At 62.9% G+C, this 13,724-nt stretch carries 12 protein-coding genes; 7 read left to right on the top strand and 5 right to left on the bottom strand.

Annotated elements, in window-relative coordinates:
- The first annotated feature begins 273 nt into the window (after window positions 1–273).
- Window positions 274–1,347 carry an aspartate carbamoyltransferase gene (locus DOM27_RS02595; RefSeq protein WP_280952118.1) on the top strand — a complete coding sequence of 358 codons (1,074 nt, stop codon included), beginning with the start codon at window positions 274–276 and terminating at the stop codon, window positions 1,345–1,347.
- Between the two features lie 142 nt (window positions 1,348–1,489).
- Here the strand turns inward: DOM27_RS02595 and DOM27_RS02590 are convergent, their stop codons facing one another.
- Window positions 1,490–2,326 carry a response regulator transcription factor gene (locus DOM27_RS02590; RefSeq protein WP_245392559.1) on the bottom strand — a complete coding sequence of 279 codons (837 nt, stop codon included), beginning with the start codon at window positions 2,324–2,326 and terminating at the stop codon, window positions 1,490–1,492.
- A gap of 184 nt (window positions 2,327–2,510) precedes the next feature.
- On the opposite strand from DOM27_RS02590, the gene DOM27_RS02585 reads away from it, so the two are divergent.
- Together DOM27_RS02585 and DOM27_RS02580 are read left to right on the top strand one after the other, a co-directional pair.
- Window positions 2,511–3,323 carry a carbon-nitrogen hydrolase family protein gene (locus DOM27_RS02585; RefSeq protein ID WP_110654485.1) on the top strand — a complete coding sequence of 271 codons (813 nt, stop codon included), beginning with the start codon at window positions 2,511–2,513 and terminating at the stop codon, window positions 3,321–3,323.
- Window positions 3,324–3,468: 145 nt separating this feature from the next.
- A complete protein-coding gene (locus DOM27_RS02580; protein ID WP_110654484.1) occupies window positions 3,469–4,788 on the top strand; it encodes an APC family permease in 1,320 nt (439 codons plus the stop codon).
- A gap of 95 nt (window positions 4,789–4,883) precedes the next feature.
- Here DOM27_RS02580 and ruvX read toward each other — a convergent pair whose 3' ends face one another.
- The 3 genes from ruvX to gshB form a co-directional block, all read right to left on the bottom strand.
- Entirely contained in the window at window positions 4,884–5,321 is a 438-nt protein-coding gene (gene ruvX, locus DOM27_RS02575) for a Holliday junction resolvase RuvX (RefSeq protein ID WP_110654483.1), read from the bottom strand.
- The gene (locus DOM27_RS02570) at window positions 5,321–5,878 is read right to left on the bottom strand and encodes a YqgE/AlgH family protein (RefSeq protein ID WP_110654482.1); all 558 of its coding nucleotides are present in this window, start codon (window positions 5,876–5,878) and stop codon (window positions 5,321–5,323) included. The genes ruvX and DOM27_RS02570 overlap by 1 nt, the downstream gene beginning before the upstream one ends.
- A 171-nt stretch (window positions 5,879–6,049) precedes the next feature.
- Window positions 6,050–7,030: a glutathione synthase gene (gene gshB, locus DOM27_RS02565; protein ID WP_110654481.1), complete on the bottom strand. Its 981-nt coding sequence runs from the start codon at window positions 7,028–7,030 to the stop codon at window positions 6,050–6,052.
- A gap of 503 nt (window positions 7,031–7,533) precedes the next feature.
- On the opposite strand from gshB, the gene DOM27_RS02560 reads away from it, so the two are divergent.
- The 4 genes from DOM27_RS02560 (at window position 7,534) to DOM27_RS02545 (ending at window position 11,401) form a co-directional block, all read left to right on the top strand.
- A complete protein-coding gene (locus tag DOM27_RS02560; protein WP_110654480.1) occupies window positions 7,534–8,544 on the top strand; it encodes a TRAP transporter substrate-binding protein in 1,011 nt (336 codons plus the stop codon).
- A gap of 85 nt (window positions 8,545–8,629) precedes the next feature.
- Window positions 8,630–9,178: a TRAP transporter small permease gene (locus tag DOM27_RS02555; protein ID WP_223162260.1), complete on the top strand. Its 549-nt coding sequence runs from the start codon at window positions 8,630–8,632 to the stop codon at window positions 9,176–9,178.
- Window positions 9,175–10,455, top strand: a complete 1,281-nt coding sequence (locus tag DOM27_RS02550; protein WP_110654479.1) for a TRAP transporter large permease subunit — start codon at window positions 9,175–9,177, stop codon at window positions 10,453–10,455. The genes DOM27_RS02555 and DOM27_RS02550 overlap by 4 nt, the downstream gene beginning before the upstream one ends.
- 10 nt (window positions 10,456–10,465) lie before the next feature.
- A complete protein-coding gene (locus DOM27_RS02545) occupies window positions 10,466–11,401 on the top strand; it encodes an amidohydrolase family protein (protein ID WP_110654478.1) in 936 nt (311 codons plus the stop codon).
- Window positions 11,402–11,452: 51 nt separating this feature from the next.
- Here DOM27_RS02545 and DOM27_RS02540 read toward each other — a convergent pair whose 3' ends face one another.
- Window positions 11,453–13,651, bottom strand: coding sequence for a prolyl oligopeptidase family serine peptidase (locus DOM27_RS02540; RefSeq protein ID WP_110654477.1), 2,199 nt, complete (start codon window positions 13,649–13,651; stop codon window positions 11,453–11,455).
- Window positions 13,652–13,724 lie beyond the last annotated feature (73 nt).

Below are 13,724 nucleotides of genomic sequence, written 5' to 3'. Positions count from 1 at the left end.
ACCGTGTCTATCGAACAAGACAACGTTTGCAGCCGAGGAATCCTCCAATGGATTTCCCCCGCGCTCCCTGAGCTTAGAAAGCTTGCAGGTTTTGTCCAAACCGCTGTTTTAACTTTTAACTCAAGTCAGTAAAGCTGAATCGACTGCCACTCGTCGGCGATGGCTACCTTCGTGCGGAGGGCGTGAAGCCAGCGGCGCACGGCGCTACACTAGCGCCCGGGCCAGCTAGCGAAGCCTGATCGATCGCTACGCTCGGCCCGAACGATATCCGCCATCTGCCGCCAACGAGGTTTCGTGATGCCTGCGCACCTGCTCTCCGTCGACTCGCTCTCCCGTGATGCCGTCGACCACCTGATCCGCATTGCCGAGCGCATGGAGCCGATCGCCCAGCGCCGCAAGGTGACTCGCGTGCTCGAAGGCGCCGTGCTCGGCAATCTGTTCTTCGAGGCCAGCACCCGAACCCGAATCAGCTTCAACGCGGCCTTCTGCCGGCTCGGCGGCAGCGTCTGCGACACTACCGGTTTCACCTTTTCGTCGATGGCCAAGGGCGAATCGCTCTACGACACCAGTCGGGTGATGGGCGGCTATGTCGATGCCATCGTCATGCGCCACCCCGAGCAGGGGTCGGTGGCGGAGTTTGCCGAGGCCACCCAGGTGCCGGTAATCAACGGCGGCGACGGCCCCGGCGAGCATCCGAGCCAGGCGCTGCTGGACGTCTACACCATCACCAAGGAGTTCGCCCGGCTGGGCAAACCGCTGGCGGGCGCGCACCTGCTGCTGACCGGTGACCTGAGATACGGCCGCACGGTGCACTCGCTGATCAAGCTGCTGTCGCTCTACGAACCGCTGCGGATCACGCTGGTATCGCCGCCGGGACTGGAGATGCCCCATCACCTGATCGATCTGGTCGCCTCGCGCGGGCACCGCATCGAAACCCGACCCAATCTGGCCGAAAGCTTCGACGATGTGGACGTGATCTACGCCACCCGCATCCAGCGCGAGCGGTTTACGGCCGAGATGTCCGAAAGCTTCGCCGAACTGACCTCGGACTTCGTCGTCGATCGCAGTTTTCTCGATCGCCGCTGCTCGCCGACCACGATCGTGATGCACCCGCTGCCGCGAGACAGCCGCCCCGGCGCCAACGACCTCAGCATCGACCTCAACGGCGACCCGCGACTGGCGATCTTCCGCCAGACCGACAACGGCATCCCCATGCGTATGGCGATCTTCGCGCATCTACTGCAGGTGGAGGATCTGGTGGAGAAGGATCAGCGCGACGTGGGCTGGTTCGTGCCGCCGAGCTTCGGTGTCGACGACGCCAGCTTCCAGGGCTTAGGCTTCGCCTGAAAAGTTGGCGAGCGATGGCCAGGCAAGGCGAAAATGAGCGAGAAGGCGGAGTTTACGGGTTGTAAATGAGTACTTTGATCGGACTCGCGCACGAGCTCATTTTTAACGCCGCATGGACAAGCGCAGCACTTTTGAGGCAAGCCTAACGGCGCGCCTGCCAGAACAGCGAAAACAGCTCCGACTGGGAATTGACCCCCAGCTTGGCGTAGAGATGCTTCTTGTGGGCGCGCACCGTCTCGACCGAGATCGCCAGGCGACGGGCGATCTCCTTGGTCGAACTGCCGCCCAGCATCAACTGGCTGACCTCGCGTTCGCGCTCGGTCAACGCGTAGCGGGCGTCGAACTCGAGCGTCCTGTCCGGCTGCGGGTGCCAGGGATGCGGCCCGGCATCGCCATCACCTTCCGGCTCGAAATGCATCCGCAACCGCACCAGCGCCAGCACCCATGGCTGCATCAGGGCGAGACTGCCCAGCGCCTGCCGGGAAAAAGCTCGGGTCGAACCCAGCGACAGACATAACGTTCGACGGTCATCCAGCGTCTGATTGAAGTGGATTTCATCGGCGACGATATTGCGCTGAAAATAGCGCTGATAGTACTCGGTGCGGATGAAATGCTGAGGCGCCACTTCCGCCAGCGTGAACAGGCCACAGCGGCGGCGCTCGCAGGCATCGATGTAGAACGGATCGAGCAGATACAGGCCACGCTGGTAGTCCTGAAACAGCGCGTCGTCGGCGCCGTCATCCTCGTCGCTCTCGGCGAGAATACGGGGTGGCTGCTGGCGATCGAAGACCAGCGCGACCCAGGTGTCGAAATGCACTTCCGTCGCCAACCGCCGAACGAGCGCCAGCCAGAAGCCGGCACGATCCACATTGTCCGCCAGCTGTCCGAAGGTACGGTGCCAGTCCAGGCTCTCCAGCGGCGTCATCTCGACCGATCGCGTCTGAATGGCGCGCGTCTCCGGACCGGATCGATGGACCATCGTCTCTTCCTCTCTCTTTTACGACATCTCAAGACACTTCACAGAAACGCCTTGGCGACACGACTTGACGTCAGGCCACGCCCCCCGATCGGGTTACCCCGCTTGCGGGATAGGCAATGGCGCGGGATTGGGGATACTGGAGGTGGCCGACTCCCGTTCCAATCACAACTTTTCGGAGTGTTCCATGCAGCTTGTCCTGGCACAACTCGCCAGCCGCGAAGGCGATATCGCGCACAACCTCGCTCGAGCGCTCGACATCGTTCATGCCGTCGATGGCGGTACCGAGCTGGTCGTCTTCCCCGAAACGCATCTGAGCGGCTTTGCCGAATCCGGGCACGTGTTCGACCGCGCCCTGACCCTCGACGGGCCGGAACTCGAGGCCCTGATCGAAGCCAGTCGCGAGCGCGATCTGGCGATCGCCATCGGCCTGCTGGAGCGGGATGGCGAGACGGTATTCAACACCACCGTGCTGATCACACCCGAAGACGGCATCGCCCTGCGCTATCGCAAGACCCATCTGTGGCCGGACGAACGCGCGCTGGTTAGACCCGGCGATGCACTCCATTGTCTCGAATGGCGCGGCCGATGTATCGGTCTGCTGATCTGTTACGACCTGGAATTCCCGGAACCCGCTCGCGCGCTGGCTGCCATGGGGGCCGACCTGCTGGTGGTGACCAACGGCAACATGGACCCCTACGGTCCCGTCCATGCCCGCGCTGCCGAGGCCAGAGCCCAGGAAAACCAGTGCTTCCTGGCCATGAGCAATCGCGTTGGCGAGGGCGCAGGTCTCGTCTTCGCCGGCGAGAGCGCGTTGATCGGCCCCGATGGCGAGCCGCTGTTCCGGGCCGGTCGCGAAGAGACGGTCCAGTCGCTGTCTCTGGAGGCCGATCGATTGACCCGCATCAAGCGGGATTATCACTACCTCGAGGATCGGCGTCTGAATCTCCAGGGCCACCTCGAAACCCAAGGCCCACGGCACAGCTGGTATTTCGGCTGAACGCCGTTCGAACTCGATTATTTCATCCAACGGCGACAACCCGTCGCAACGATCCCGGCTAGCCGTAACAACCACACTGAGTCGCAATAGCCATCCCTAATCGCAATAACCAGAATTCGTAAAACAACCACAACAGGAAACGACAATGTCGGAAATGAAGAAGACCCTCACCCTGTCCCAGGTCGTGCTATTCGGCCTGGCCTACATGACCCCGATCATCGTGCTGGGCACTTTCGGCGTGCTGGCGGTGGTCACCCAGGGCGCAGTGGCGGGCGCCTATCTCGCCGCGCTGATCGCCATGCTGTTCACCGCCCATAGTTATGGCCGCATGGCCGCCGCCTACCCGGTGGCCGGTTCGGCCTATGCCTACGTTCGTCATGCCATCGATGATCGGCTGGGCTTTCTGGCCGGCTGGGCGATTCTGCTCGATTACCTGTTCCTGCCGATGGTGATCTGGCTAATCGGGGCGGCCTATCTGAATTCCGCCTTTCCGGCCGTCCCGACGGCGCTGTGGCTACTCGCGTTCATCGGCGTGACCACGGTGATCAACGTGCTCGGCCTGAAGCTCGCAAGTCTCATCAACAGCGCCATGATGCTGATCCAACTGCTGGTGCTGGTCGCCTTCGTCGGCCTCAGCGTGCACTACATTCTGGGCGACCCGAATCAGCCCCTGTTCACCCTGGCGCCGTTCCTGGGCGCAGACAACAGCTCGATGCCGTTTCTCATGGCCGGTGCCGCCGTGGCCTGCTACTCGTTTCTCGGTTTCGATGCAGTGACCACGCTGACCGAGGAGACCCGGGACCCGCAGCGCACCCTGCCCCGGGCGATCCTGCTGATCACGCTGCTGGGCGGGCTGATCTTCGTCGTCGTTTCCTACTGTGTGCAGCTCGCGGCACCAGGCTTCGACTTCGCCAACCCGGACGCCGCCGCCTATACGATCGCGCGAAACATCGGTGGCGATGTGTTCGTGTCGATCTTCCTGATCGGTCTGGTCGTCGGCCAGTTCGCCTCCGGCATCGCCGCCCAGGCCAGCGGCGCCCGACTGATCTACGCCATGGGCCGCGACGACGTGTTGCCGCGCCGCTGGCTGGGTCGCCTGGGTCGTCATGGAACACCGCTGGGCGGGCTGATCCTGAGCGCCGTGGTAGCGCTGCTGGCGCTGACGATGGATGTACTCTCAGCGGCCTCGTTCATCAACTTCGGCGCGTTCCTGGCCTTTGCTCTGGTCAACCTGTCGGTGATCTTTCATTACTATCTCAAGGGCGGGCGCCGTGGTCCGGGCGATACCCTGCGCTTCCTGATCTGCCCGGCGATCGGCCTCGGCGCGATCGTGTGGCTGCTGTTCAGCCTCGACGACAGAGCGATCACGCTCGGCTCGCTATGGCTATTGGTGGGATTGGGCTGGCTGCTGTGGCTGACCCGTGGCTTCCGCCGCCCAACGCCGGAACTGCATATCGACGCCTGAGGTCATCTTGTAGGAGGGATCAACGTCTGGAAAAGACCATCTTCGGGGAGAGGCAGTCGTGGGGCAGGGAGCGGAGTCACGCCCCGTTTGTCCGGCTACTGGTTGAACCAGTTCTCGAGAATCAGCTGGGCAGCAATACCGTCGACGCCGTGGTCACGGTAGTTACCCTTGTGGCCCTGCTCCCGGGCGATCAGTTTGGCGGCGCGGGTGGTCCCGCGCTCGTCGAACATCTCGACGGGCTTGCCGAAACGACCGTGCAGGCGATTGCCGAACTTGCGCGCCCGCACGCTCATGTCGGACTCGCTACCGTCGTCGTGGATCGGTAGCCCGACCACCAGCAGATCCGGCTGCCACTCCTTCAGCAGATTCTCGACTTTGACCCAGTCGGGGATGCCGTCGCGGGCGGTCAGCGGCTCCAGACCGCTGGCCGAGCGCAGCATCTCATTGCCGACCGAGACACCGATGCGACGCGTGCCGTAGTCGAACGCCATCACCAGGCGCTGGCCGATTCTATCGCCCGCTGCCGACGGCATCAGGCGTGACCGGCGTCGCGGGTCATCAGGTTGAGATCGACCCCGAGAATGCCCGCGGCCGCGCTCAGGCGTTGCTCCGGCGGACGGTCGAACAGGATGCCGGCGTCGCCTTCGGAAATCAGCCAGGTGTTCTGCTTGAGCTCATCCTCGAGCTGCCCGGTCTTCCAGCCCGCGCACCCCAACGTCACCAGGTACTGTTCGGGGCCGCGTCGCTGGGCGATCGCCTGCAGTATGTCCACCGAGGTGGTCAGCGCAATGCCCTCGGTGACCTGGATGCTGGAGTCCCACTCTTCGGCATTACCGCGATGCAGGATGAATCCACGGTCGCGATAGGTCGGTCCGCCGTTGTAGACCAGCACGTCGTTGTGAGGGCCGGATTCGGACTCGATATCGAGCTGCTCGAACAGCCCGTCCAGAGTCAGATCGGAGGGGCGATTGACGACGACACCCAGGGTGCCGTCGTCATCGTGATCGCAGAGATACGTCAGCGTTCCCGCGAAGTTGGGATCTTCCATATGCGGCATCGCCATCAGGAAGTAGTGCTTGAGGCTCTGCATCGGGGGCGTTGGCCTGATCGTTGGCATAAGACTCCATCGGACATCGCGCTGCGGTCCCGCCATCGAACGTGAACCGCCAGCCGTAGAGGAAATAGGCTCATTGTATCACTTCTGCCAAGTGACCTTTGATCAGCGCAATTGGCCCAGCGCTATAACTTCAGCCCTGTGACTTCAGCCCTGCGACTTCAACCGTTTGGCGATCGCCGCCATCAACTGACCGGCAATGTCCGTGCCGCGTTGATCGTCGATCTCGCGCACGCAGGTGGGGCTGGTGACGTTGATCTCGGTGATGTAATCGCCGATCACGTCGAGGCCGACGAACAAGAGCCCTTTCTCGCGGATCATCGGCTGCACCTGCTCGACCAGCCAGTAGTCGCGATCGGTCAGCTCGCGGGAAACGCCACGCCCACCGGCGGCCAGGTTGCCGCGCGTCTCGCCGGCGCTGGGAATGCGCGCCAGCCCGTAAGGCACGGGTTCGCCGTCGACCAGCAAGATGCGCGTGTCGCCATCCTTGATCTCCGGCAGATAGCGCTGAGCCATGATCTGGCGCTGGCCACGTTCGGTGAGCTGCTCGATCACCGCGCCGAGATTGCGACCCTCGGGGCCGATATGAAAGATGCCGGTCCCGCCCATGCCATCCAGCGGCTTGAAGATCGTATCGCCATGCTCGGCCTGGAACGCGCGCAGCACCGCGTCGCGACACGACACCACCGTGGGCGGAATACAGTGGGCGAACTGCTGCGCAAACAGCTTCTCGTTGCACTCGAACAGCGCCCGGGTCGGATTGACCACCAGCGTGCCCTCGCGCTCGGCAAACGCCAGCAGGTGTACGGCATTGAGGAAGTGGCTATCGACCGGCGGGTCCTTGCGCATCAGGATCACATCGAGCTCGCCCAACGGCATCGCCTCGCGCTCGCCCAGGTCGTACCAGTGCTGCGGGTCACGATGCACCTTGAGCGCGCGCACGCTACCCATCGCGCGTCCCTCGTACAGATAGAGGTCTTCCTGCTCGAGGTAGTAGAGCGACCAGCCCAGGGCTTCCGCTGCCCACAGCAACGTCAGGGAGGTGTCCTTCTTGTAGGTAATATCGGCGATGGGATCCATCACCACGCCCAGCTTTACCGTGCCGGTCTTAGACGTGCCTTGGCTCATTGATCGGGTTTTCCAGAAAGAGGGGTTAATGAGCCGCAGTATGACGCAGCTCACCTCTCACCTGTAGGGGTCTAGCGAAACCGGGCCAGCGGAGACGCGCCGGATGCGCCGGATGCGCCGGATGCGCCCAGACGGTTTCAGACGTCGCCCCCTCGGCGGCAAGCCCTGGGCAACCCGGCGCATGATCTTCGAGTCACGGGCAGGACTAATGGCTAGGCCGGAAATGGCGGCGAGCCGACCAACGTATAATGTATACATTGAGTCATTAGGCGCAATCTCCTTCTTGAAGAGTATCGACTGATTGACGGAAAACGGCCTTTGGCGTCTCTGTCACTCGACTCGGCGGCCGTTGTCCCGCGCTCGGTCGCGGCATGGAAGCGCTTCGCGGTCCGAAGCCGATCTCTTCTTCAGGGTACTGGGCTTCAACGCACCTGCTTCACTCCAGTGCCCGGGGGCGTTGATTAGCCCCAGACAGATGGATGCCTTCACTCGGAGATCGCCGCATGACTGCCCAGAGCTCAACGTCGCACCCTCTTCTCGCTACCCTGCTGGCCACGGCGGTGCTTCTCGTACCTATTGCCGACGCTCACGCCGCTACCACGCTGAATTTCGCCCACACCCAGCCGGTGGCGGACGTCCAGAACCTTGCCGCGGAACACTTTGCCAAGCTCGTCGAAGAACGCAGCGACGGTGAACTGAAGATACGTGTCTTCCCCAGCGGCCAGTTGGGCAGTGACACCGCGCTGGTGGCCAGTGCACGCGGCGGCCAGATCGATATCGTGCTCACCGGCAACCCGTACTACACCGGGCTGGTTGGCGAACTCAACGTACTCGATCTGCCGTTTCTGTTCGACAACTACGCGCAGGCCTATGCCGTACTGGACGGGGAGATCGGTCAATCGTTGCTCGCCAAGCTCGGGGAGCACGATCTCAAGGGGCTGGCGTTCTGGGAGATCGGCTTTCGCAACCTGACAAACTCCCGGCATCCGGTAAAAACCGCGGCCGACATCAAGGGGTTGAAGCTGCGAACCACGCCCAATCCCGCGCATATCGCGGCCTTCGAAGCGTTGGGGGCCAACCCCACACCGATGCCGTTCACCGAGCTTTTCACGGCTCTGGAAACGCGCACAGTAGATGGTCAGGAAAACCCGGTCAGCCTGATCCGTTCGGCTAAATTCTATGAAGTTCAGGACTACCTGTCGCTGACGGCACATGCCTACACCGCGGCGCCTCTGGTCATGAACAAGGCCAAGTTCGAGAGCCTGAGTCCAGAACAGCAGCAGCTATTGGTGACGGCGGCCGTCGATTCCGCTCAATTCGAGCGTAAAGAAGCCGCCAAAGGCCTGGCCGGCGATCTCGAATTTCTCAAGCAGCAGGGCATGCAGATCATCGAAGAGCCGGATCGTGCTTCGATGCGTGACATTGTCGCCGGCCCCGTGCAGGCCACTTTCGAAGAAAAATACGGCCCCGAGCTGATCGAGGCCATCAAGGCCGCTCGGCCTGCAACGGAGTAGACCGAAGCCCCCGGTTGCCGTGCCGGGGGCGCATCGGGACACCGCGCCCGGAAATCCGTTTTTTCCGTCCTCAGGAAGAACCTTCATGTCCAGACCGCATACCATGGCTCAACCGTCACAGGGATCGCTCCAGACGACGCTTTGCCGCCTATCGCGCCTTGCCGAGCTGACGCTCAATCTGCTCATGGTATTGGCACTGGTGGCGATGATTGCGCTGGTTTTCACCAATGTCGTACTGCGCTATGGCTTCGACAGCGGCATCTCGGTCAGCGTCGAGCTGTCCCGGTTTCTGTTCGTGTGGGTCATCTTCCTTGGCACGGTGGTGGGCTTGATGCGCCATGAACATCTCCGAGTAACGACCTTCTCCGACCGCCTGCCGCAAAAGATTCAGGGCGTGCTGCAGCGTCTGGTGACGCTGGCGATGTTGGGTTGCTGCCTGATGTTGATCAAGGGCAGCTACGCCCAGACGCGGCTCAACTGGAGCGATCTATCGCCGATCAGTGGCATTCCCGTCGGCGTTTTCTATCTTGCCGCACTGGTTGCCGGCGTCCTGATGGCGCTGATCCTGGTCTTGCGGTTGCTGACACCCACGCGTTTACAGTCGGTGCCGAATAGCAGGGAGGAAATCTCATGACGATTGGTCTGTTCCTGGCGTCGCTGCTGGCCTCGATTGGCCTCAGCCTCCCGATTGCCTTCGCCCTGCTGGTCAGCGCCGTGGTGCTGATGCTGCATCTGGGGCTATTCGATTCGCAGATTCTGGCCCAGAACCTGGTCAACGGCGCCGATAGCTACACGCTACTGGCGATTCCATTCTTCCTGGTCGCCGGCGAAGTCATGTCGCGTGGCGGGCTGTCGAAGCGTATCGTGCTGCTGGCGATGAGCCTGGTGGGGCATCGCAAGGGCGGACTCGGCTTCGTGGCGATCTTCGCCGCCATCGTCATGGCCAGTCTATCCGGCTCGGCCGTCGCCGATACCGCGGCGCTGGGTTCCATGCTGTTGCCGATGATGCGTCAAGCCGGTTACCCCCAGGGTCGATCGGCCGGGCTGATGGCGGCGGGGGGCATCATCGCACCGATCATCCCGCCATCGATCCCGCTGATCATCATCGGGGTCGCGGGCAGCATCTCGATCAGCAAGCTGTTCCTGGCAGGCATCGTGCCGGGGCTGATCATGGGTGTGACCCTGGTGTTGATGTGGCTGTTCATCACTCGCAAGGAGGAGCTGGTGGTAGCCGCGAAGGCCACTGGTGCCGAGCGGCTGAGCGCGCTGCGCAAGAGTTTCTGGGCCATGCTGCTGCCGGTGATCATCATTGGCGGTATCAAGACCGGCATTTTCACGCCCACCGAAGCCGGCGTCGTGGCGGCCGTCTACGCCATGCTGGTGTCCACACTGATCTATCGAGAGCTCGACCTCGCCGGGCTTTATGAGGTGCTGGTGCAGGCCGCCCGCAATACCGCCGTGGTGATGTTCCTGGTCGCGGCGGCCAGCGTGGCCTCGTGGCTGATCAGCATTGCCCAGCTCCCGATGATGGTGGCCGATCTGCTGGCACCGCTGGCCGATAATCCGCGCCTGCTGATGCTCGCCATCATGGCTATCGTGCTGGTCGTCGGCATGGTGATGGATCTGACGCCGACCATTCTGGTACTGACCCCGATCCTGATGCCGATCGTTCAGATCGCCGGTATCGACCCGGTCTATTTCGGCATCATGTTCGTCCTCAATTGCGCCATCGGCCTGATCACGCCACCGGTGGGCAACGTGCTCAATGTGATCGCCAGCGTGGGGCAGATCAAGTTCGAGAAGGCAGTCACGGGCGTGCTGCCCTTCGTCATGGCCTATGTCGTGCTGTTGCTGCTGTTCGTGGCGTTCCCGCAGATCATCACCGTGCCGCTGTACTGGCTGGCAAACTGAGGTCATTTCGATGAACGAACAGCTTCTGATCGATTGCCATCACCACTTCTGGGCGCTGGATGCCAGCGTGCACTATCCGTGGCTCGAGGATGAGATCGACGATCACTTCTTCCTCGGCGATTACGCGCGGATCCGTCAGCCCTTTCTGCCGGCGGATATCCGGGCGCTGATCCCATCAGGCTATCGCCTGGCGGGCACCGTGCATTGCGAGGCCGAGTCGGCACGCCAGGCCCCCGAGGTGGAAACCCGTTGGCTAACGCAGCTGGCCGAGGAGCACGGACTGCCCGTGGCGCTGGTCGGCTGGGCGGCATTCGCCGATCCGGCCTGTGAAACCCAGCTCGAACGCCAGATGCGCTCTCCATTGTTGCGCGGCGTGCGTGCCAAGCCGGTGACGGCGGCCAGACCCGAGGGATATGACAGCACGCTTGGCGCGCCGGGCTCGCTACAGGACACCGACTGGACCCGCGGGCTTCGTCTGTTGGAGGAACGCGACCTGTCCTGGGATCTGCGAGTGCCGGCCTGGCACCTTGCGGACGCCGCCAGAGTGCTGGAAGCCACCCCGAACCTGCGCGTGATTCTTAACCACACCGGCCTGCCCTGGGATCGCAGTGAGCAGGGGTTGACGCGCTGGCGCGAGGGCATGCGTATCCTGGCTGAGAACCCCAATGTCGCGGTCAAGCTCTCGGAGCTGGGAAGCCCCATGGCCGCCTGGGATGAGCAGAAGAATATCGCGGTGCTCGCCGAGGCCATAGAACTCTTCGGTGCCGAGCGCTGCCTTTTCGCCAGCAACTTCCCGGTCACCGGCCTCAATGTCAGCTATGCGACCTGGCTCGCCATGGTCGAGCAGGCCATTGCCGATGCCGCGCCGGACGCGCGCCAGGCGATCCTGCACGACAACGCCGTCCACTGGTATCGCCTTGGCGTACAGGAAAAGATCGCTGGCTAGCTCACGAAACCCTGAAACCCTGAAATCCTGAAATCCTGAAAACGAAAGGTCTCAGCCGGCGTCGGGGGCTGCACTCAACCGATCCCACAGGAAGCGCCACGCCAGCGCGCTCAACTTCGCCCGCTGGGCGTTGTCCGCCGCGCCGCCGTGGCCGCCTTCGGTATTCTCAAAATAATAGACGTCGCCCGCCTTCATCGCTTCCATGCGTGCCATCATCTTGCGGGCGTGGCCGGGATGGACCCGGTCGTCGCGGGTCGAGGTGGTGAACAGCACCGAAGGATAGTCCACGCCCTCGCGCAGGTTGTGATAGGGCGAGTAGTCCTTGAGGAAGTGTTCCCAGTCGTCGCTGTCCGGATCGCCGTATTCAGCCATCCACGAGGCGCCCGCCAGCAGCTGGTGATAACGCTGCATGTCGAGCAGCGGCACTTCACATACCGCCGCGGCGAAGTGAGCCGGATAGCGCGTGATCATGTTGCCGACCAGCAGACCGCCGTTGGAACCGCCCTGGATACCCAGCCGTTGCGGGGTGGTAATGCCGGCCGCGACCAGATCTTCGGCGACGGCGGCGAAATCCTCGAACGCCTTGTGGCGCTCGCCCTTGAGCGCGGCACGATGCCAGCGTGGGCCATACTCGCCACCGCCCCGGATATTGGCGACCACATAGGCGCCGCCACGTGTGAGCCAGCTGCGCCCGGCCCCGGCGATGTAGTGAGGCGTCAGCGAAATCTCGAAGCCGCCGTAGCCGTAAAGCAGCGTCGGCAGCGGCTGGGGCGGTTTTCCCGCTTCCATGCCGGCCGGCAGCACCAGAAAGTAGGGAACCTGCGTGCCGTCGGCGCTGGTGGCAAAACGCTGCGTCACCTGCATGCCGTCGGTCTCGAAGAAGCTCGGCGCCCGCTTGATCGTATCCGGCGCTCGATCCACCGCGGCGAGATCCATCCGCGCCAGCGTGGTGGGGGTGAGATAGTCGGTGACGATCAGAAAAACCTCGTCACTCTCTTCATCGTCCAACGCCGCGACCCCGATTTCGCCCGCCGTGGGCAGGCCCGGGATCGGCCGCGGTGACCAGTCGGCGCCCTGACCCGGTATCAGCACCTGCAGCCGATGTTTGACGTCTTCGAGAACGTCCAGCACCAGATAGTTTCGGGTCCACTCGAATCCTTCCAGCGAGCGGTGCGCATCCGGCGTGAACAGCGTGGTGAAACCGCGTTCGCCACGCTTGAACGACGCGTAGTCAATCGCCAGCAGCGCGCCGCTTGGGAAGTTCAGATCGTTTTCTTCGAGCTGCCAGTCGTCGCGCAGATGCACCAGCAGCCACTCCCGATGCACCACCGCCTGGGCCGACAGCGGCACCTCGATGGGAAACGCCTCGCCGTCGGGCAAAAGTTCGATCAGACGCTGCTCGTAGAATGCCAGTGCGTGATGGATGAAATCGCGCTCGAAGCCGCGAGTGCTGTCGTGAAACGCCAGCGCCATCAGGTCCTGTTCGGCGGCCTCGAAGATCGTCTCTGCCGCCGCCATCGGCTCGCCCCGCCGCCAGCGCTTGACCAGGCGGGGGTAGCCAGAACTGGTCAAAGCGCTTTCACCCGAGTCCGTGGTACCGAAATCGGTGTAGACGAACAGCGTGTCGCGGTCGATCCAGCTCATGCCACCCTTGGCTTCCGGACGCTCGAAGCCGGCCTCGCCGTCACCGTCGACCCCGATCCAGCGCTTGGCGATCAGGTCGAACTCGCGGGTGACATCGGCATCCGCGCCGCCGCGAGAGAGCGACACCAGCGCCCGCTCCCAGGGGCCACCCGGCTTTTCCGGTTCGAGACAATCGGCGCCGTGCCAGACCCAGTTCTCGTTTTCCGAGACATTGAGCGCATCGACATCGATCAGCACTTCCCAATCGGGCCGTGCCTGAAGGTAGGATTCCCACCTGGTGCGACGCCACAGACCGCGCGGATGCTCGGCGTCCTGCCAGAAGTTGTAGTAATGCTCGCCGCGCTTGACCACGAACGGGATGCGATCGTCGGCGTCGAGAATCTCGCGCAACCCCGTCTGCAACGTGGCGAAATCGGCGTCTTCGAAGCTCTCGAGCGTGCGTCGGTTCTGATCCTCGACCCAGGCCAGCGACTCGGCGCTATCGACCGCTTCCAGCCAGCGATGAGGATCGCCGTCCGTGTGATCAACGTTGGTACGATCACCACTGCTGGCTTCGCCAGCATCGGAATCGGCGGATTGATAGCGATAGGCGGGGAAATGAAACATGCGATGCCTCTAAAGAAAGGATGTTTGTCATCGAGCCTAGCACGGCCCGGTAATACGTCTTTGCCCAGACTTT

Source organism: Salinicola halimionae, assembly GCF_003206065.1.
GTDB lineage: Bacteria > Pseudomonadota > Gammaproteobacteria > Pseudomonadales > Halomonadaceae > Salinicola > Salinicola halimionae.
The sequence above is the reverse complement of the archived record's forward strand: the minus strand, read 5'-3'. Positions and strand labels throughout refer to the sequence as shown.

Coding starts and splice junctions, on each gene's coding strand:
- DOM27_RS02590 (WP_245392559.1), bottom strand. CDS start 2,326: ATGGTCCATCGATCCGGTCCGGAGACGCGCGCCATTCAGACGCGATCG.
- DOM27_RS02585 (WP_110654485.1), top strand. CDS start 2,511: ATGCAGCTTGTCCTGGCACAACTCGCCAGCCGCGAAGGCGATATCGCG.
- DOM27_RS02580 (WP_110654484.1), top strand. CDS start 3,469: ATGTCGGAAATGAAGAAGACCCTCACCCTGTCCCAGGTCGTGCTATTC.
- ruvX (WP_110654483.1), bottom strand. CDS start 5,321: ATGCCGTCGGCAGCGGGCGATAGAATCGGCCAGCGCCTGGTGATGGCG.
- DOM27_RS02570 (WP_110654482.1), bottom strand. CDS start 5,878: ATGCAGAGCCTCAAGCACTACTTCCTGATGGCGATGCCGCATATGGAA.
- gshB (WP_110654481.1), bottom strand. CDS start 7,030: ATGAGCCAAGGCACGTCTAAGACCGGCACGGTAAAGCTGGGCGTGGTG.
- DOM27_RS02560 (WP_110654480.1), top strand. CDS start 7,534: ATGACTGCCCAGAGCTCAACGTCGCACCCTCTTCTCGCTACCCTGCTG.
- DOM27_RS02555 (WP_223162260.1), top strand. CDS start 8,630: ATGTCCAGACCGCATACCATGGCTCAACCGTCACAGGGATCGCTCCAG.
- DOM27_RS02550 (WP_110654479.1), top strand. CDS start 9,175: ATGACGATTGGTCTGTTCCTGGCGTCGCTGCTGGCCTCGATTGGCCTC.
- DOM27_RS02545 (WP_110654478.1), top strand. CDS start 10,466: ATGAACGAACAGCTTCTGATCGATTGCCATCACCACTTCTGGGCGCTG.
- DOM27_RS02540 (WP_110654477.1), bottom strand. CDS start 13,651: ATGTTTCATTTCCCCGCCTATCGCTATCAATCCGCCGATTCCGATGCT.